17 protein-coding genes are annotated in these 17,517 nt (G+C 68.0%); 4 read left to right on the top strand and 13 right to left on the bottom strand.

Annotated elements, in window-relative coordinates:
- Nucleotides 1-9 precede the first annotated feature (9 nt).
- Nucleotides 10-1,215 carry an MFS transporter gene (locus tag ACOCMH_RS22115; protein WP_427313013.1) on the top strand — a complete coding sequence of 402 codons (1,206 nt, stop codon included), beginning with the start codon at nt 10-12 and terminating at the stop codon, nt 1,213-1,215.
- A 7-nt stretch (nt 1,216-1,222) separates the two neighbouring features.
- On the opposite strand, the gene ACOCMH_RS22110 is transcribed toward ACOCMH_RS22115, so the two are convergent.
- A complete protein-coding gene (locus tag ACOCMH_RS22110; RefSeq protein WP_427313012.1) occupies nt 1,223-2,104 on the bottom strand; it encodes a ferritin-like domain-containing protein in 882 nt (293 codons plus the stop codon).
- A gap of 123 nt (nt 2,105-2,227) precedes the next feature.
- Between ACOCMH_RS22110 and ACOCMH_RS22105 the strand changes: the two genes are divergently transcribed.
- From ACOCMH_RS22105 to ACOCMH_RS22095, 3 genes are all read left to right on the top strand, one after another.
- A complete protein-coding gene (locus ACOCMH_RS22105; RefSeq protein ID WP_427313011.1) occupies nt 2,228-2,752 on the top strand; it encodes a gamma carbonic anhydrase family protein in 525 nt (174 codons plus the stop codon).
- A gap of 39 nt (nt 2,753-2,791) precedes the next feature.
- Entirely contained in the window at nt 2,792-3,793 is a 1,002-nt protein-coding gene (locus tag ACOCMH_RS22100) for an Hsp33 family molecular chaperone HslO (RefSeq protein WP_171517325.1), read from the top strand.
- Nucleotides 3,794-3,948: 155 nt separating this feature from the next.
- Nucleotides 3,949-4,371 carry a hypothetical protein gene (locus ACOCMH_RS22095; RefSeq protein ID WP_427313010.1) on the top strand — a complete coding sequence of 141 codons (423 nt, stop codon included), beginning with the start codon at nt 3,949-3,951 and terminating at the stop codon, nt 4,369-4,371.
- Nucleotides 4,372-4,422: 51 nt separating this feature from the next.
- Here ACOCMH_RS22095 and ftsB read toward each other — a convergent pair whose 3' ends face one another.
- From ftsB to edd, 12 genes are all read right to left on the bottom strand, one after another.
- Nucleotides 4,423-4,764: a cell division protein FtsB gene (ftsB, locus tag ACOCMH_RS22090; RefSeq protein ID WP_029046895.1), complete on the bottom strand. Its 342-nt coding sequence runs from the start codon at nt 4,762-4,764 to the stop codon at nt 4,423-4,425.
- Between the two features lie 166 nt (nt 4,765-4,930).
- The gene (gene eno / locus ACOCMH_RS22085; protein ID WP_116382403.1) at nt 4,931-6,220 is read right to left on the bottom strand and encodes a phosphopyruvate hydratase; all 1,290 of its coding nucleotides are present in this window, start codon (nt 6,218-6,220) and stop codon (nt 4,931-4,933) included.
- A 115-nt stretch (nt 6,221-6,335) separates the two neighbouring features.
- Nucleotides 6,336-6,629, bottom strand: a complete 294-nt coding sequence (locus ACOCMH_RS22080; RefSeq protein WP_427313009.1) for a DUF1330 domain-containing protein — start codon at nt 6,627-6,629, stop codon at nt 6,336-6,338.
- A 90-nt stretch (nt 6,630-6,719) separates the two neighbouring features.
- The gene (gene kdsA, locus ACOCMH_RS22075; protein WP_427313008.1) at nt 6,720-7,589 is read right to left on the bottom strand and encodes a 3-deoxy-8-phosphooctulonate synthase; all 870 of its coding nucleotides are present in this window, start codon (nt 7,587-7,589) and stop codon (nt 6,720-6,722) included.
- A gap of 27 nt (nt 7,590-7,616) precedes the next feature.
- Entirely contained in the window at nt 7,617-9,269 is a 1,653-nt protein-coding gene (locus ACOCMH_RS22070) for a CTP synthase (RefSeq protein ID WP_427313007.1), read from the bottom strand.
- 139 nt (nt 9,270-9,408) lie between these two features.
- Nucleotides 9,409-10,215 (bottom strand): alpha/beta fold hydrolase, encoded by an 807-nt coding sequence (locus tag ACOCMH_RS22065; protein WP_427313006.1) that lies wholly within the window; start codon nt 10,213-10,215, stop codon nt 9,409-9,411.
- Nucleotides 10,216-10,224: 9 nt separating this feature from the next.
- Nucleotides 10,225-11,046, bottom strand: a complete 822-nt coding sequence (locus ACOCMH_RS22060; protein WP_171517331.1) for a peptidase — start codon at nt 11,044-11,046, stop codon at nt 10,225-10,227.
- Between the two features lie 113 nt (nt 11,047-11,159).
- Nucleotides 11,160-11,999: a transglutaminase family protein gene (locus ACOCMH_RS22055; RefSeq protein ID WP_427313005.1), complete on the bottom strand. Its 840-nt coding sequence runs from the start codon at nt 11,997-11,999 to the stop codon at nt 11,160-11,162.
- A gap of 44 nt (nt 12,000-12,043) precedes the next feature.
- Nucleotides 12,044-13,018 carry an alpha-E domain-containing protein gene (locus tag ACOCMH_RS22050; protein ID WP_427313004.1) on the bottom strand — a complete coding sequence of 325 codons (975 nt, stop codon included), beginning with the start codon at nt 13,016-13,018 and terminating at the stop codon, nt 12,044-12,046.
- A 46-nt stretch (nt 13,019-13,064) separates the two neighbouring features.
- Nucleotides 13,065-14,540, bottom strand: coding sequence for a circularly permuted type 2 ATP-grasp protein (locus tag ACOCMH_RS22045; RefSeq protein ID WP_427313003.1), 1,476 nt, complete (start codon nt 14,538-14,540; stop codon nt 13,065-13,067).
- Between the two features lie 355 nt (nt 14,541-14,895).
- Nucleotides 14,896-15,402: a gluconokinase gene (locus ACOCMH_RS22040; RefSeq protein ID WP_427313002.1), complete on the bottom strand. Its 507-nt coding sequence runs from the start codon at nt 15,400-15,402 to the stop codon at nt 14,896-14,898.
- Between the two features lie 150 nt (nt 15,403-15,552).
- On the bottom strand, nt 15,553-17,448 hold the full coding sequence (gene edd, locus ACOCMH_RS22035) for a phosphogluconate dehydratase (protein ID WP_427313001.1): 1,896 nt from the start codon (nt 17,446-17,448) through the stop codon (nt 15,553-15,555).
- Nucleotides 17,449-17,517: the final 69 nt, after the last annotated feature.

Genomic DNA, 17,517 nt, shown 5'->3' with positions numbered 1-17,517 from the left:
GGCACCAACATGACCACAGCCACCAACTCGCTTGCAGACGATGCACACCACGGCGCGCAGCCTGCGCGGCTACCGCTTCCGGCACTGCTTGCGCTTGCTGTCGCCGGCTTCATCACCGTCGTGACCGAGGCCTTGCCGGCGGGGCTGCTGCCGCAGATCGGCGCCGGCCTTGCGATCTCCGAGCCGCTTGCCGGCCAGCTGGTCACGATCTACGCGTTCGGCTCGCTGGTGGCGGCGATGCCGCTGACGGCGGCCACGCAGGGCCTGCGGCGCCGCCCGCTGCTGGTGCTTGCCATCGCCGGCTTCGCCGTCGCCAACGCGGTCACGGCCTGGTCAGGAAACTATGCCATGACGATGGCGGCGCGTTTTCTCGCAGGCGTTTCGGCAGGGCTGCTGTGGGCGCTGCTGGCCGGCTATGCCGCGCGCATGGTGCCGGATCACCTCAAGGGCCGTGCCATCGCCGTCGCGATGGTGGGCATCCCGCTCGCCCTGTCGCTGGGCGTGCCGTCCGGGACCTTCGTCGGTGCCATCATGGGCTGGCGTGCGGGGTTCGGCATCATCAGCGTGATCGCGCTCGGCCTGATTGCATGGGTGCTGGCGAGCGTGCCGGATTTTGCCGGCCAGCCCGCCGGCCAGCGGCTGCCGCTCGCGCGCGTGTTCACGCTGCCGGGCGTGCGCCCGGTGCTGTTCGTGACGCTCGCTTTCGTGCTGGCGCACAACATCCTCTACACCTATATGGCGCCGTTCCTGCGCGCGGCCAACGCCGGGGCACGGCTGGACCTGGTGCTGCTCGTGTTCGGCGCGGCCTCGCTCGCCGGCATCTGGGTCACCGGCGTGCTGATCGACAGGTGGCTGCGGGCGCTGACGCTGGCCAGCACACTGCTGTTCGGGCTCTCGGTGCTGGCGCTTGCGGCCGGTGGCGCGCACCCCGCGGTGGCCTATGGCGCGGCCGCGATCTGGGGCCTCGGCTTCGGCGGCGTTTCCACGCTGTTCCAGACGGCGCTGGCAAAGACCGCCGGCAAGTCCGCCGACGTGGCGCAGTCGATGCTGGTCACGGCGTGGAACATCGCCATCGCCGGCGGCGGCGTCATTGGCGGGCTGCTGCTCGGCGGGCCGGGCATCGCAGCATTCGCGCCGGTGCTGGTGGCGCTGCTCGCGGCAACCTGGCTGGCGGTGTGGTCGGCGCGTCGGCACGGTTTCCCGCAGCGCCGCTGAAGCCCGCCTAGCCGGCCGATGCCTCCAGCCATGCCAGTTCGTCCTCGTCGAAACCCGCCGCGCGCCGCGCATCGAGGTTGAAGGGGCCGCGCAGCTTAGGCGCGCGGTACTGCTCGGCCAGTTTGGCGTAGGTGGCCACGGGCTCCAGCCCGCGCTGCGCGCACAGCCAGCGGTACCAGTGGTTGCCGATGGCGACGTGGCCGACCTCGTCGCGCAGGATGATGTCGATGATGGCCGCGGCGGCGTGGTCACCGGCGCCGGCCAGCCGGGCACGCACCGGCGGCGAGGCATCGAGCCCGCGCGCCTCGAGCGTGCGCGGCACCAGCGCCATGCGCGCGAGCACGTCGCCGGCGGTCTTGTCGGTCATCTCCCACAGGCTGTTGTGGGCGGGGAAGTCGCCGTAGGCGGCACCGAGCGTGCCGAGGTGGTCGGCCAGCAGCGTGAAGTGGTATGCCTCTTCATCGGCCACGCGCAGCCAGTCGCGGTAATACGCCGGCGGCATGCCGGCGAAGCGCCACGCCGCGTCCAGCGCCAGGTTGATGGCATTGAACTCGATATGGCACAGCGCGTGGATCATCGCCGCGCGCCCGGCAACGGTCTGCAGCGAGCGGCGCCGCTCGACGTGCTGCGGCGCCACCAGCGGCGGCCGCTCCGGGCGGCCCGGGATGGCGTGGGCGGCCTCGGCCGGGATCGCCTCGCCGGCTGCCAGGTCCGCGTCCGGCAAGGTCGTCACGTGGCGGTAAAGTGCCCGCGCCGCCACGGCCTTCGCGCGGGGATCCGTCATGCACAGCACCGCCAGCGCCTGGTGGCGTGGCGAAAGTGACGGCTCAGGCAAAGTGGCGGCGGGTGTTTTTTCTGGCATGGGCGTAAAATCCGGGTCTGCCGCCATTGTAGGGCCTGGCCGGTGCCCGACTGCCGCGCAGCCCGGCAGCGCCGCCCGCCTTCCCACCGCACCCTTTAAAGTCCGGCGGCAACCCCCACTTCAACAAAAGCCATTCGTGCAGGAGACCTCATGGCGCTTTACCAGCTCGGCGACGTCAAGCCCAATATCGACAGCGATGCCTATGTGGCCCCCGAAGCCACCATCATCGGCAACGTGACCCTCAAGTCCCGCGCCAGCGCCTGGCCCGGTGTCGTGATCCGGGGCGACAACGAGCCGATCATGGTCGGCGCCGATACGAATATCCAGGAGGGCTCGGTGCTGCATACCGACCCGGGCTGCCCGCTGACCCTGGGCGACAAGGTTTCGGTCGGCCACCAGGCCATGCTGCACGGATGCACCGTGGGCGAAGGCTCGCTGATCGGGATCCAGGCCGTGGTGCTGAACCGCGCCGTGATCGGCAAGGAATGCCTGGTCGGCGCCGGCGCCGTGGTGACCGAGGGCAAGGTCTTTCCGGACCGCTCGCTGATCCTGGGTGCGCCGGCCAAGGTGGTGCGCCAGCTGACCGATGCCGACGTCGCCAACCTGTACCGCAACGCCGAGACCTACGCCACGCGGCAGGCCCTGTACAAGCAACAGCTCAAGCGGATCGGCTGACGGCCGCCGCGGCATTTACCGAAACCTCGACCGATTATTGTGACCGATACCACCACCCCCGACACCCTGCAGAAATTCCTGTTCGACGCGGCCCCCGTGCGCGGCGAGCTGGTACGCATGGAAGCCACCTGGCAAGAAGTGCTCGGCCGGCACAGCTACCCCGCGCCGGTGCGCCGGCTGCTGGGCGAACTGATGGCCGCCGCGGCGCTGCTGTCGGCCAACCTGAAGTTCAACGGGGCGCTGGTGATGCAGCTGCACGGCGACGGCCCGGTGCGCATGCTGGTGGTGGAATGCCTGTCCGACCTGTCGATGCGCGCCACCGCCAAGCTGGCCGACGGCGCGCACCTTGCCGACGACGCCACGCTGGCGCAGATGGTCAACGCCCACGGCCACGGCCGCTTTGCTATCACGCTGGACCCGAAGGACAAGCTGCCGGGCCAGCAGCCGTACCAGGGCATCGTGCCGCTGGCCGACGCGCACGGCCCGCTGGGTTCGATCAGCGCCGTGCTCGAGCACTACATGCAGGCCTCCGAGCAGCTCGACACGCGCCTGTGGCTGGCTGCCGACGACCATGTCGCCGCCGGCATGCTGCTGCAGAAGCTGCCGGCCTATGGCGGCACCGCCGAAGTCGGCGAGACCGGCGCGCCGCTGGCCAGCCATGCCAGGGCGCAGGACCTCGATACCTGGGACCGTGCGGTACAGCTCGGCACCACGCTGAAGGCTGATGAACTGCTGGCCGAGACGCCGGACACCCTGCTGCGCCGCCTGTTCTGGGAAGACCTGCAGGACGCCGGCCTGCGCGTGTTCGAGCCGCTGACGCCGCATTTCCACTGCACCTGCTCGCGCCCCAAGGTGGCCGGCATGCTGCAGTCACTGGGCCGGGAAGAGATCGAAGGCATCATCGCCGAGCGCGGCCATGTCGAGATCCACTGCGACTTCTGCGGCCTGCGCTATGAGTTCGACCCGGTCGACTGCGCGCAGCTGTTCTCGGCCACGCCGGTCGCCACCGGCGCCGGCGCCGGCGCCCGCCAGCACCACTGAGCGGCATTCGGCAGCGCCTGCGTGCGCTGCCACACCGGGGTGGGCGGTCCGGGGCATCCGGCGCGCGGCGGGCTGGAAACATCGGTCTTGCCGCCGGGTCCAACGGCTGTACGATGGCAGCATCCAGCTGCCGAGCCGCGAGCCTGAGAATCGCCATGTCCGCCCGAGCCAACCCTCCCCAGCCTGAGTCCGCATCCCGCGCCGGTGTTCCGCTACGTGGCGCCGCAGCCTGCGCCGCGTTCGCTGCGTTGCTGCTGGCAGCCGGTTGCGCGCAGATCCCGCGCGACGTCAATGGCTCGCCGCCCACCGCGCGGCTGGCGCCCGATGCGGTGCCGCCGGCGCCGCTGACCGCCGAAGACAGGCAGAAGCTTGACGCGCTGAACCAGCAGGTGTTGCGCGACCAGGCCGCGGCGATCGCGCTGGACCAGCAGGCCGCGGCCGCGCGCGCGGCCTATGGCTATCCCAACACCAGCTGGAATCTGTATTACGGGGGATGGGGTGGCGGCCACTGGGGCGGCGGCGTCAGCGTCGGCATGCCCGGCTGGGGCTGGGGCGGCTATCCGTACGGCTGGTGGTGAACGGCCTCCGGCTGGCTTGAGGCAAGCCAGCGGAACGCGGCGGACCGATTCTTAGTGGCCGCCCCGGCCGGCGACTGAATTCGCCGGCGGCGGCAATGGCGGCGTGGCGCTGACCTTGGGCGCCGGCGCGACGAACTGCACGAAGACCTCGCCTTCCCGCACCATGCCCAGCTCATAGCGGGCGCGTTCCTCGATCGCGCCGGTGCCGTCCTGCAAATCGGCGACTTCCCCTTCGAGCTTGGCATTGCGCAGCTTGAGCGTCTGGTTGCGCGTGCCCTGCTCGGTCAGTTGCCGGTTCAGGTCCCACACGCGCAGCCAGCCGCCCTTGCCCAGCCAGAGTGGGTACTGGACGGCAAGCAGCAGCACGAACAACAGCAGCGAAATCAGGCGCATGAAAGGTGGCGGACAGGAATTTCCGCACAATGATCTGCGAACTCAGCCTGGAAGGCAATTGCCAGGCAGATTTCGATACAAAAACGGCGGCGGCCAGGAAGTCCCGGCCGCCGCCATTCCATCCGATGCGTCGCTTCCGCTAGCGCGGGACCGACGCGGCAAGGGGTCAGCGCAGGTTGTAGAACGCGCCCTTGCCCGGGTAGCTGGCGATATCGCCGAGGTCTTCCTCGATGCGCAGCAGCTGGTTGTACTTGGCCATGCGGTCCGAGCGCGACAGCGAGCCGGTCTTGATCTGGCCGGCGTTGGTGCCCACCGCGATGTCGGCAATGGTGCTGTCTTCGGTTTCGCCCGAGCGGTGCGAGATCACGGCGGTGTAGCCGGCGCGCTTGGCCATCTCGATCGCGGCGAAGGTCTCGGTCAGGGTGCCGATCTGGTTGATCTTGATCAGGATCGAGTTGCCGATGCCCTTCTCGATGCCTTCCTTCAGGATCTTGGTGTTGGTGACGAACAGGTCGTCGCCCACCAGCTGCACGCGCTTGCCCAGCTTGTCGGTCAGCGTCTTCCAGCCGTCCCAGTCGCCTTCGGCCATGCCGTCCTCGATCGACACGATCGGGAACTTGTCGCACAGGTTGGCCAGGTAGTCGGCGAACTGCGTCGAGCTCAGCTTCAGGCCTTCGCCTTCCAGCTGGTACACGCCTTCGGCCTCGTGGTAGAACTCGCTGGCGGCGCAGTCCAGCGCCAGCAGCACGTCCTCGCCAGCCCGGTAGCCGGCCTTCTCGATGGCCTGGACGATGGTGTTCAGGCACTCTTCATTGGAAGAGAAGTTCGGCGCGAAGCCGCCTTCGTCGCCCACCGCGGTGGACATGCCCTTGTCGGCCAGGATCTTCTTCAGCGCGTGGAAGATCTCGGCGCCGCAGCGCAGGGCTTCGCGGAAGCTGGTCTGCGACACCGGCATGACCATGAATTCCTGGATGTCCAGGCTGTTGTTGGCGTGCGCGCCGCCGTTGACGATATTCATCATCGGCACCGGCAGCTGCATCGCCCCCGAACCGCCGAAGTAGCGGTACAGCGGCAGGCCGGCTTCTTCGGCGGCGGCCTTGGCCACGGCCATCGACACCGCCAGCATGGCATTGGCGCCCAGGCGGCCCTTGTTCTCGGTGCCGTCGAGGTCGATCAGGGTGCGGTCCAGGAAAGCCTGCTCGGAGGCATCCAGGCCCATGATGGCTTCGGAGATCTCGGTGTTGATGTGCTCGACGGCCTTGAGCACGCCCTTGCCCAGGTAGCGGCTCTTGTCGCCGTCGCGCAGCTCGATGGCTTCGCGCGAACCGGTCGAAGCGCCCGACGGCACCGCCGCACGGCCCATCACGCCGGATTCCAGCAGCACGTCGCACTCGACGGTGGGGTTGCCGCGCGAGTCGAGAACCTCGCGACCGATGATATCTACGATTGCACTCATGAATTCCTCTCTGACTGTTGATTCTTGCTGCTGATCACTTCAACCTGTGCGCGTGTCAGGCGCGTGTCATGCGCGCAAGCCATGCGCGCATGACGCCGGCCTGGCGCCAGTCGGCTCAGGCGACGCCTTCGACCACGATCATGTTCATCTTCGCCGCATGCTCGCGCGACTTGCGCGCGGCGCGGTAGGCCTCGCCGTCGTGGAAGGCCTTGGCGGCGTCATAGCTGGGGAACTTCAGCACCACGACGCGCGCCGGCGCCCATTCACCCTCCAGCGGCTCGGTCTTGCCGCCGCGCACCAGCACCTCGGCGCCATGGATCTGCATGGCCTTGCTCGAAAGCACCTTGTACTCCTCGTACTGCTGGGGGTCGGTCACGTCGACGTAGGCGATGATAAAGCCCGCGGCCATGGAGAATCTCCCGATTTTTTGTATGGTCTTTCGATATGGTTTGTCACCGCCGGCATCCGCGACCGGCGCGGCGGCGACAAACGGGCTGGCTCAGGCGCAGGCCGGCCAGCCGAAGTTGTCTTCCAGGAAGCCGGCGCGCTTGACCAGCGTGTCCAGCTCCTTGAGCACGGCCAGCAGTTCCTTCATGCGCGACAGCGGCACCGCGTTGGGGCCATCGGACATGGCCTTGCTCGGGTCCGGATGCGTTTCCATGAACAGGCCGGCGACGCCGGTGGCAACCGCGGCGCGCGACAGCACCGGCACGAACTCGCGCTGGCCGCCCGAGCTGGTGCCCTGGCCGCCCGGCAGCTGCACCGAGTGGGTAGCGTCGAACACCACCGGGGCACCGGTCTCGCGCATGATCGCCAGCGAGCGCATGTCGGACACCAGGTTGTTGTAGCCGAACGAAACGCCGCGCTCGCAGGCCATGAAGACGTCGTCGGGCAGACCGGCTTCGCGCGCGGCATCGCGCGCCTTGTCGATCACGTTCTTCATGTCGTGCGGCGCCAGGAACTGGCCCTTCTTGATATTCACCGGCTTGCCGCTCTGCGCGCAGGCACGGATGAAATCGGTCTGGCGGCACAGGAACGCCGGCGTCTGCAGCACGTCGACCACGGCGGCGACGGGCTGGATCTCGTCGATCTCGTGGATGTCGGTCAGCACCGGCACGCCGATCTCGCGCTTGACGTGGGCCAGGATTTCCAGGCCCTTCTCCATGCCCAGACCGCGGAACGACTTGCCCGACGAGCGGTTGGCCTTGTCGAACGACGACTTGTAGATGAACGGGATGCCCAGTTCCGCGGTGATGGCCTTGAGCTCGCCGGCGGTATCCAGCGCCATCTGCTCGGACTCGATCACGCAGGGGCCCGCGATCAGGAAGAACGGCTTATCGAGGCCGGCCTCGAAACCACAGAGTTTCATGACTGTCTCTCCTGCTTGCGCGGGGCCTTACGCGCCCTTGCGCTGCTGGCTGGCCAGCGCGGCTTCGACGTAGGCCTTGAACAGCGGATGGCCGTCGCGCGGGGTCGAGGTGAATTCCGGGTGGAACTGCACGCCGACGAACCACGGGTGCATCGACTCGGGCAGCTCCATCATTTCGGGCAGGTTCTCGGTCGGGGTACGCGCCGAGATCACCATGCCGGCCTTCTCCAGCGTCGGCACGTAGTGGTTGTTGACTTCGTAGCGGTGGCGGTGGCGCTCGTTGACCTCGGCGCCGTAGATGGCGTTGGCCTTGGTGCCTTGCTTGACCGGCACGCGCTGCGCGCCCAGGCGCATGGTGCCGCCCAGGTCGGAATCGGCCGAGCGCTGCTCGACCTTGCCTTCGCGGTCGACCCACTCGGTGATCAGCGCGACCACCGGGTGTTCGGTTTCCAGGTTGAACTCGGTCGAGTTGGCGTCGGCCATGCCGGCCAGGTGGCGGGCGAACTCGATCACCGCCAGCTGCATGCCCAGGCAGATGCCAAGGTACGGGATCTTGTTCTCGCGGGCGTACTGGATCGCGCGGATCTTGCCTTCGGTGCCGCGCTTGCCGAAGCCGCCCGGCACCAGGATCGCGTCCAGCGGCGCCAGCACTTCGAGGTGGCCCGATTCCAGTTCCTCGGAATCGATGTACTCGATGTTGACACGAGTGGCGGTGTGCATGCCGGCGTGGCGCAACGCCTCGATCAGCGACTTGTACGACTCGGTCAGGTCGACATACTTGCCGACCATGCCGATGGTGATCTCGTGCTCGGGATTTTCCTGCGCGTTGACCAGCTTCTGCCACATCGACAGGTCGGCCGGCCTGGGATCCAGGCGCAACTCCTCGCAGATCAGGCGGTCCAGGCCCTGCTCGTTGAGCATCTGCGGGATCTTGTAGATGCTGTCCGCGTCCCACACCGAGATCACGGCGTCTTGCGGGATATTGGCGAACAGCGAGATCTTGGCGCGCTCGTCGTCCGGGATCGGGCGGTCGGCGCGGCACAGCAACGCGGTCGGCGAGATGCCGATTTCACGCAGCTTCTGCACCGAGTGCTGGGTCGGCTTGGTCTTCAGCTCGCCGGCGCTGGCAATGAACGGCACCAGCGTCAGGTGCACGAAGGCGCAGTGGTTGCGGCCCATGCGCAGGCTCATCTGGCGCGCGGCTTCGAGGAACGGCAGCGATTCGATGTCACCCACGGTGCCGCCAATTTCGACCAGCGCCACATCGGCCTTGCCGTCGTGCGACGCGGCCGCGCCCTTCTCGACAAACGCCTGGATCTCGTTGGTGATATGCGGGATCACCTGCACGGTCTTGCCCAGGTACTCGCCGCGGCGCTCCTTGCGGATCACCGATTCGTAGATCTGGCCGGTGGTGAAGTTGTTCGACTTGCGCATCTTGGCCGAGACGAAACGCTCGTAGTGGCCGAGATCGAGGTCGGTTTCCGCACCGTCTTCCGTGACAAACACCTCGCCATGCTGGAAGGGGCTCATCGTGCCGGGATCGACGTTGATGTAGGGATCGAGCTTGAGGAGGGTGACTTTGAGGCCGCGCGACTCAAGAATGGCCGCGAGCGAGGCAGCAGCGATGCCCTTGCCGAGAGAAGAGACGACGCCACCGGTGACGAAGACGAATTTGGTCATAAACCGAGCTTGCCGGGGAAATCGGGATTATACATGAGAGCCCGTGCCCCGCCGACCCGGAAATTGTGACAGCAGCCCGGCTCTGGCGGGCTGCGCGCCGGGTTGGCGCGGCGCTGCGGCGCATGCGCCGCACCCCGGCTCAGCGCCCCTGCTGGCGCATCGCGGCGATCAGTTCGCGCACCAGTTCCGCGGTTTGCCGGGGCCGCTCCATCGGGTACAGATGACCGCCTTCGATAAAGCGCAGGTTGGGCCCGACCAGCCGGCGCGTCGCCCCCAGTCCGCACTGCCGTACCTCGCGCGAACGGGTGCCGGCGACAAAGCCGACCGGCACCGGCGCCCCGCGCGCGACCTTGCGCCCGAGGCTGGTTGGCAGCGTGCGGTAGATCCAGTATTCGACCTCGCGGTCAAAGCGCAGCCGGCGCTCGTTGTCCTTGCCGGTGGGCTCGGTGCCGTGGATGGCATAGTCGCGCAGCACCTCCTGGTCCCACACCGCGAAGTTGGGCTTGGCGCGGAAATGTTCCCAGACCGCCTCGGCATCCGGCCAGTGCGTGCGCCGGTTCCTGGTCACCGCCGCCGGGCCGGGCTTTTCGTCGATGCCCAGCATCTGGGCGGTCTTCAGCAACGATGCGCGCCAGCCGGCGATGATCGGCGAGTCCAGCATGACCACGCCGCGCACCCGCTCCGGACGGCGCAGCGCCGCCATCAGCGACAGGAAGCCGCCCAGCGAATGGCCCACCAGCCATACCGGCTCGCGGTACTGGCGGTCGATTTCGCCCAGCAGCTCTTCCACCAGGTGCGGCCAGCCGCGCGTCACCGGGAATTCCGGCTTGTGCCCGTAGCGGTCCACGGCGCGGAACTCGAACTCGCCGGCCAGCTCGCCGAACAGCTTGCGGTAAGTCGTCACCGGAAAGCCGTTGGCATGGGAAAAATGGATGATCTCGCGCATTCTGCCGCCTTAATCCGGCTTGCGTGGATGCATGCGCTTGGCCCGCACCGGCTGCGCCCAGCGGTCCGCCTCGCCGGAGCGCGCCAGCGAGAATTCCGCCGGCGCGGCCGGGTCCCACTCCGGGTTATGGATTTCGCCGAAGACCTGGCGCAGGCGTTGCCCCCAGGTGTCGCGGATCATGCGGAAATAGGCGTTGCGCTCGTCGATATTGACGAAGCGCGTCACCCGCAGCGAATCGGCTTCATAAACCAGCAGGTCCAGCGGCAGGCCCACCGAGATATTCGACTTCAGCGTCGAATCCATCGAGATCAGCGCGCACTTGGCGCCTTCCGCCAGCGGCAGCGACGGATGCACGACGCGGTCGACAATGGGCTTGCCGTACTTGGCCTCGCCGATCTGGAAGTAGCAGTTCTCGGGCGTGGCCTCGACGAAATTGCCGGCGGCGTAGACATTGAACAGCCGCACGCGCTCGCCGCGCACCTGGCCACCGAAGATCAGGCTGACATTGAACTCGATGCCGGCGTCGCGCAGCGCATGCGCATCGCGCCGGTGCACCTGCCGCACCGCTTCGCCCACGATCGAGGCGGCCTCGAACATGTCGCGCGCGGTCCACAGCGAGCGCTTCTCGTCATGATCCTCGATCAGGATCTGGCGCACCGACTGGCTGATAGCCAGGTTGCCCGCGGTCATCAGCACCATCACCCGGTCGCCGGGTTCCTCGAACACCGTCATCTTGCGCGCGGTCGAGATGGCGTCTACCCCGGCATTGGTGCGGGAATCGGACAGGAATACCAGGCCGGCATCCAACCGCATGGCTACACAATACGTCATGATTTGTCTTGGTGTTCTTGGTGGCGGCCGGGGTGGCCCGGCAGGGGCCTGCACCTTCCGGATTCTAGCCTCCGTGCACCAGCACGGCGCCGCGTCTGGAAGCCAGCACCTAATTAGTTCGAAAGTGGCGTGATGGTTACATTGACTTCCAGCGTCTCACCGGCGCCGCCGTCCAAAATGCCCCGCACTGGCGCAGCCGAAGCGTAATCGCGACCGACCGCCAGCCGTATATGCCGTTCGTCAGTAAGGCAGCCGTGCGTGATGTCGATGCTGCACCAGATCTCGCCGGCCGGGTCCAGGCACACGTCGGCCCAGGCATGGCTGGCCAGCTCGGTGGCAGCCGGGTCGTAGAAGTAGCCGCTGACATAGCGTGCCGGGATGCCCAGCGCCCGGCACGCCGCAACCATCACCTGCGCCTGGTCCTGGCACACGCCGCTGCCCAGCGCGAAGGCCTGGGCCGCCGAGGTGCCGACGTCAGTGGTATTGGGCTTGTAGCGCACGCGCTCGCCGATCCCGCTGGCGAGCGCCAGCAGCGCGCCAATGTCATGCCCGGCGGCGAGGAACGGCGCGGCAAAGGCCTGCATCTCGGCCGGCGCCGTGGTCAGCGGCGTGCTGCCGAGGAAATACAGCGGCGATACCCGCGCTTCGCCATCGGGCGGGGCGTCGCGGAACGCATGGTGGCCGTCGCGGTCGAGGTCGCCGTGCGGCGGCAGCACTTCCACTTCGCCGCTGGCTTCGATGGCGATGGTGCTGGCGGGCCCCGCCACCGTGAAGTTGTGCACGATGTTGCCGAAGCCATCGCGCGCCGCCGTGGGCTTGCCGGGCGTCGACAGGTGCCAGTAGTTGACGGTCTGCAGCGGGCCCGAGCGCGGCTCGAGCCGCACTTCGTGCACGCTGCGCCGCACCGGTTCGGTGTAGCGGTAGACAGTATGGTGGTGGATCTTGTATTTCACGATATCAGGGCGCGGCGGCGCATGGAGGCTGCCGGCGGCCCGGGTCAGGCCACCTGCAGCGGCACCAGGAAGTCCCGGCTGATGCCGTTGCCGAGGTCGCCGATGCGCTCCAGGAAGCTGGTCAGGTACGCATGCAGGCCAACGGCAAAGATATCGTCGATCCGCGCGTACTTCAGGTCGGCGTGGAGTTTACCAGCCTGCCGCTCGGTTTCCGCCGACTGCTGGTTGCGCACCGTATGCAGGATCGCCACCACCTCGTCCATGCTCGACACCAGCGAACGCGGCATGTCCGGGCGCAGGATCAGCAGTTCGGCCACGCGCTGCGGCGTGATGACCGCGCGATAGACCTTGCGGTAGACCTCGAAGCCCGACACCGAGCGCAGGATCGCCGCCCAGTGGTAGAAGTCGTTCGGGCCGCTGCCCTGATCGGGATCGGCCTCGACCACCACGCCCTCCCCGCCGGAGGATGCCTGGAACTTGACGTCGAGGATCCGCGCGGTATTGTCGGCCCGCTCGAGGAAGGTGCCCAGCCGCATGAAATGAAAGGCATCGTCCTTGAGCATGGTGCCGAACTGCACCCCGCGCGCCAGGTGCGAGCGGAACTTGACCCACTCGAAGAAGCGCGCCGGGTCTTCCTTCAGCACGCCATCGGCAATCAGGCGCTGGACCTCGAGCCAGGTGGTGTTGACGGTCTCCCAGACCTCGGTGGTCAGCGAGCCGCGCACCGCGCGCGCGTTCTCGCGCGCCGCGCGCAGGCAGCTCATGATGGACGAGGCATTGGTCATGTCGCGCACCATGAAATCAATCACGTCGTCGCGCGACAGCAGGCCGTATTTGTGGTCGAAGACGTCGGTCAGCTCGGAGATATCGAGCATGGCCCACCAGCCCTGCTCGGCCACTTCGGCCGATTGCGGCAGCAGCGAGGTCTGGTAGTTGACATCGAGCATGCGCGCGGTGTTCTCCGCGCGCTCGGTGTAGCGGGCCATCCAGAACAGGTGATCGGCGGTGCGGCTCAGCATGTGGGCTCTCCGGGGTTGGCGGCGGTCGTCATGGCCGGCATCGCGTTCATCGCTCCAGCACCCAGGTGTCCTTGGTGCCGCCCCCTTGAGAGGAATTCACCACCAGCGAACCTTCCCGCAGCGCCACGCGGGTCAGTCCGCCCGGCACCATCCGCACTTCCTTGCCCGACAGCACGAACGGGCGCAGGTCGATATGGCGCGGGGCGATGCCGGCCTCGACATAAGTCGGGCAGGTCGACAACGCCAGCGTGGGCTGCGCGATGTACTGCTCGGGCCTGGACCTGACCACCTCACGGAAGGCATCGATCTCGGCGCGCGTCGCCGCCGGGCCAACCAGCATGCCGTAGCCGCCGGCGCCATGGGTTTCCTTGACCACCAGTTCGCCCATATGGTCCAGCACGTACTGCAGGTCATCGGGGCGCCGGCACATGTAGGTCGGCACGTTGCTGAGGATGGCCTCTTCGCCCAGGTAGAAGCGGATCATGTCCGGCACGTACGGGTAGATCGACTTGTCGTCGGCAACGCCGGTGCCGATCGCATTGCAGATGGTGACGTTGCCGGCGCGGTAGACCGACAGAAGTCCGGCGGCGCCGAGCGCGGAATCAGGACGGAACGCGAGCGGGTCGAGGAAATCGTCGTCGACGCGCCGGTAGATCACGTCGATGCGTTGCGGGCCCTGCGTGGTGCGCATGAACAGGTGGTTGTCCTCGACGAAGAGGTCGCTGCCTTCGACCAGTTCCACCCCCATCTGCTGCGCCAGGAAGGCATGCTCGAAGTACGCCGAGTTATACATGCCGGGCGTCAGCACCACCACCGTGGGATCGGCGATCGCCTGCGGCGAGACCCCGCGCAGCATGTCGAGCAGCAGGTCAGGATAGTGCGCCACCGGCGCCACGCGGTTGCGCGCGAACAGGTCCGGGAACAACCGCATCATCATCTTGCGGTTCTCGAGCATGTACGACACGCCCGACGGCACGCGCAGGTTGTCTTCCAGCACGTAGAACTCGCCCTCGCCGGCACGCACCACATCGATGCCGGCGACATGCGCATAGACGTCGTGCGGCACGCTGACGCCGAGCATCTCGGGCCGGTACTGGGCATTGTTGTAGATCTGGTCGGGCGGGATCACGCCGGCGCGGATGATGTCCTGGCCGTGGTAGATGTCATGGACGAAGCGGTTCAGCGCGGCCACGCGCTGGCGCAGGCCTTTTTCCAGCAGCGCCCATTCGCTGGCCGGGAAAATGCGCGGGATCACGTCGAACGGGATGGTGCGCTCGGTGCCGGTATTGGCCTCATCCTTGTCGCCGTAGACAGCAAAGGTGATGCCCACGCGCCGGAACACCAGGTCGGCCTCGGCGCGCTTGTTGCCCATCGTGCTTTCGGTCTGGCGCGCCAGCCATTCGGCGAAATGCCGGTAGTGGAGGCGTACCGCGCCATCAGGCACGGCCTGTCCCGCGTGGATCAGCGCCGGCGCACCGTCATCGCGCCAGTCCAGCATCTCGTCGAAGTACCGCGCCGCCATGATGGCCGCTCCTCCATGTCGCGGGCTGCCGCCGCGGCCGCGCGAGTTCGCGCCGCTGCGGGCCGCCCTGGTTGCCCTGGCTGTCGTGCCCTGCGCCGCGACGGCGCCGGTTTGGTGCACGCCACGGTGATGCCGTCGAGTCACTGGCCCTTCCAGCATACCCGTGCCGGCGAAAGCCGCAAGGTGGCCCGGTGGGCGCCCCATGCCCCCGCACCGGCACCGGAACCGATCAAGCAAGATGCCTGCCAGCGCACGCAAAAACGGCCGCCGGCGAGGCCGGCGGCCGTGGTTGCGTGGCATGGAATATCGGACTGCCCGCCCCGCCACCATGCTTTGCGGGCACGGTGACAGCGGCTCAGCGCGCCGCGCTAGCGCCTTGCCGCATGGTGGCCTGCAAGATAGTGTCGACCAGCGCCTCGGGCGGCTGGCGGATATCGAGCGCGAGCGCGTCCCCAGGTTCTTCCAGCGTATCGAACTGGCTTTGCAGTAGCTCGGGATTGAAGAAGTGCTCGGTGCGCGCGGACAGGCGCTGGCCGATCAGCGAGGCATCGCCCTTCATGAACACAAAGGTCACGCCGCCATCGGGCGGGGTCAGGCGGTCCCGGTAAGCCTGGCGCAGCGCCGAGCAGGTGAACACATGGGTGCGGCCTTCGGCCCGGGCCGCGTCGATGGCGGCGCGCATGGCAGCCAGCCACGGCCAGCGGTCTTCGTCGGTCAGCGGGATGCCGGCATGCATCTTGGCCTTGTTGGCGTCGCTGTGGAATTCATCGGCGTCGTGGAAGCCGCAGCCCAGCCGCTGCGCCAGCAGCTGGCCGACCGTGGTCTTGCCGCTGCCGGAAACGCCCATCAGGATATAGATCATTGTCTGCTCCGTCGGTCTTGGTATCGGATGGTGTTGCCATCCTTGTCTGTCCTTGTCGGTCCGGCCGGACGTCGTTGCGGCGGTGCAAAGGCGTCCCGGGGCGCTGCCGCCCCGCAGGAAACTTCAGGGAAAAATCGGCCTCTGGCCTGGCTATTGTGCGACGGATTGCGCCGCCGCGGTATGGCCGTGCCCCGGCGCGCCGGCATCGGCATCCACCTCGGACAGGTCGAGTGCACTGCCGCCCTCTTCCGCGATGCGTGCGTGGCGCCGGAACAGGCCAAACAAGCCCCGCCCCAGGCTGAACTGCGCGAACCGGTCGGCAGGCGCGCGGGCCAGCGAGCGCGCCGCGAATTCGCTTTCGTCGCCCAACCATTGCAGCGTGCCGGCGACGGCGTCGACACGGATGCGGTCGCCGTCGCGCACGCGCGCCAGCGCGCCGCCTGCCAGCGCCTCGGGGCCGACGTGGATCACCGCCGGCACCTTGCCGGAAGCGCCGGACATGCGCCCGTCGGTCACCAGCGCCACCTTGTGGCCGGCGTCCTGCAGCGCGCCGAGCAGCGGGGTCAGCCGGTGCAGTTCCGGCATGCCGTTGGCATTCGGCCCCTGGAAACGCACTACCGCAACCAGGTCGCCGCCGAGTTCGCCGGCATCGAACGCGGCCTGCAGTGCTTCCTGCGAGTCGAACACCCGCACCGGCGCTTCCACCACGCGGTGCTCGGGCGCCACGGCCGAGACCTTGATTACGCCGCGGCCCAGGTTGCCCTGCATCAACCGCAGGCCGCCCTCGGCCGAAAACGGCGCCGCGGCCGTCGCCAGCACCTGCGGGTCGCCGCTCTGCGCCGCGCCGTCGCGCCAGTGCAGCACGCCGTCAGTCATCACCGGTTCCTGCGTGTAGCGGGCCAGGCCGGGGCCGGCCACGGTGTGCACGTCCTCGTGCAGCAGGCCGGCCTGCAGCAGCTCGCGGATCACGAAGCCGGCGCCGCCTGCCGCATGGAAATGGTTCACATCGGCCGAGCCATTGGGATAGACGCGCGCCAGTAGCGGCGTGATGCGCGACAGCAAGTCGAAATCATTCCAGTCGATCACGATGCCCGCGGCGCGCGCCATCGCCACCAGGTGGATGGTGTGGTTGGTCGAGCCGCCGGTGGCCAGCAGGCCGACCATGGCATTGGCGATGGCGCGCTCGTCGACGATGCGCGCCAGCGGCAGGTAGGCGTCGCCGCGCGCGCGTAGTGCGATCGCGCGCTGCGCCGCCGCGGCCGTCAGCGCATCGCGCAAACCGCTGTCGGGGTGGACGAAGGCCGCACCGGGCAGGTGCAGGCCCATGACTTCCATCAGGAACTGATTGCTGTTGGCCGTGCCGTAGAAGGTGCAGGTACCGGCGCCGTGGTAGGCCTGGCATTCGGCTTCCAGCAGCGCGTCGCGCCCCACCTGCCCGGTGGCGTAGAGCTGGCGCACGCGCGCCTTTTCCTTGTTGGGCAGCCCGCTTGCCATCGGCCCCGCCGGCACGAACACCATCGGCAGGTGGCCGAACTGCAGGGCGCCCATCAGCAGCCCTGGCACGATCTTGTCGCACACCCCCAGCATCAGCGCCGCATCGAAGGTGTTGTGCGACAGCGCCACCGCGGTGCCCATGGCAATCGCATCGCGCGAGAACAGCGACAGTTCCATGCCGGCATTGCCCTGCGTGATGCCATCGCACATGGCCGGCACGCCGCCCGCCACCTGCGCCACCGCACCGACCGCGCGCGCGGCCTCGCGGATCACGGCGGGATAACGCTCGTAGGGCTGGTGCGCCGACAGCATGTCGTTGTACGCGGTGACGATGCCCAGGTTGGGCGCATGGTCGACGCGCAGCTTCAGCTTGTCGCTGGCCGGCAGCGCGGCAAAGCCGTGCGCCAGGTTGGCGCAGGACATGCCGCGCAGGGGCCCCAGCTCCGACTGCGCCCGCTCGCAGCGGGCAAGGTAGGCGGCACGGCTGGCGCGGCTGCGCGCCACGATGCGGTCGGTTACGGCCAGAAGCTCGGCATGGACAGCGGAAGGCATGGCGGTGTTGGTCCTTGTGGGCGGGGCAATGAGCCGGCAATCGATCCTCACGCCTGTAGATTTTCTACA

Source organism: Cupriavidus sp. H39 (assembly GCF_050271075.1).
Lineage (GTDB): Bacteria > Pseudomonadota > Gammaproteobacteria > Burkholderiales > Burkholderiaceae > Cupriavidus > Cupriavidus necator_B.
The sequence above is the reverse complement of the archived record's forward strand: the minus strand, read 5'-3'. Positions and strand labels throughout refer to the sequence as shown.

Excerpts from the sequence above, each read along its gene's own strand:
- ACOCMH_RS22060 (WP_171517331.1), bottom strand. The coding sequence starts at position 11,046 with ATGACGTATTGTGTAGCCATGCGGTTGGATGCCGGCCTGGTATTCCTG.
- ACOCMH_RS22040 (WP_427313002.1), bottom strand. The coding sequence starts at position 15,402 with ATGATCTATATCCTGATGGGCGTTTCCGGCAGCGGCAAGACCACGGTC.
- ACOCMH_RS22080 (WP_427313009.1), bottom strand. The coding sequence starts at position 6,629 with ATGGCCGCGGGCTTTATCATCGCCTACGTCGACGTGACCGACCCCCAG.
- eno (WP_116382403.1), bottom strand. The coding sequence starts at position 6,220 with ATGAGTGCAATCGTAGATATCATCGGTCGCGAGGTTCTCGACTCGCGC.
- ACOCMH_RS22115 (WP_427313013.1), top strand. The coding sequence starts at position 10 with ATGACCACAGCCACCAACTCGCTTGCAGACGATGCACACCACGGCGCG.
- kdsA (WP_427313008.1), bottom strand. The coding sequence starts at position 7,589 with ATGAAACTCTGTGGTTTCGAGGCCGGCCTCGATAAGCCGTTCTTCCTG.
- ACOCMH_RS22050 (WP_427313004.1), bottom strand. The coding sequence starts at position 13,018 with ATGCTGAGCCGCACCGCCGATCACCTGTTCTGGATGGCCCGCTACACC.
- ACOCMH_RS22110 (WP_427313012.1), bottom strand. The coding sequence starts at position 2,104 with ATGGCGGCAGACCCGGATTTTACGCCCATGCCAGAAAAAACACCCGCC.
- ACOCMH_RS22065 (WP_427313006.1), bottom strand. The coding sequence starts at position 10,215 with ATGCGCGAGATCATCCATTTTTCCCATGCCAACGGCTTTCCGGTGACG.
- ACOCMH_RS22070 (WP_427313007.1), bottom strand. The coding sequence starts at position 9,269 with ATGACCAAATTCGTCTTCGTCACCGGTGGCGTCGTCTCTTCTCTCGGC.
- edd (WP_427313001.1), bottom strand. The coding sequence starts at position 17,448 with ATGCCTTCCGCTGTCCATGCCGAGCTTCTGGCCGTAACCGACCGCATC.
- ACOCMH_RS22045 (WP_427313003.1), bottom strand. The coding sequence starts at position 14,540 with ATGGCGGCGCGGTACTTCGACGAGATGCTGGACTGGCGCGATGACGGT.
- ACOCMH_RS22095 (WP_427313010.1), top strand. The coding sequence starts at position 3,949 with ATGTCCGCCCGAGCCAACCCTCCCCAGCCTGAGTCCGCATCCCGCGCC.
- ftsB (WP_029046895.1), bottom strand. The coding sequence starts at position 4,764 with ATGCGCCTGATTTCGCTGCTGTTGTTCGTGCTGCTGCTTGCCGTCCAG.
- ACOCMH_RS22105 (WP_427313011.1), top strand. The coding sequence starts at position 2,228 with ATGGCGCTTTACCAGCTCGGCGACGTCAAGCCCAATATCGACAGCGAT.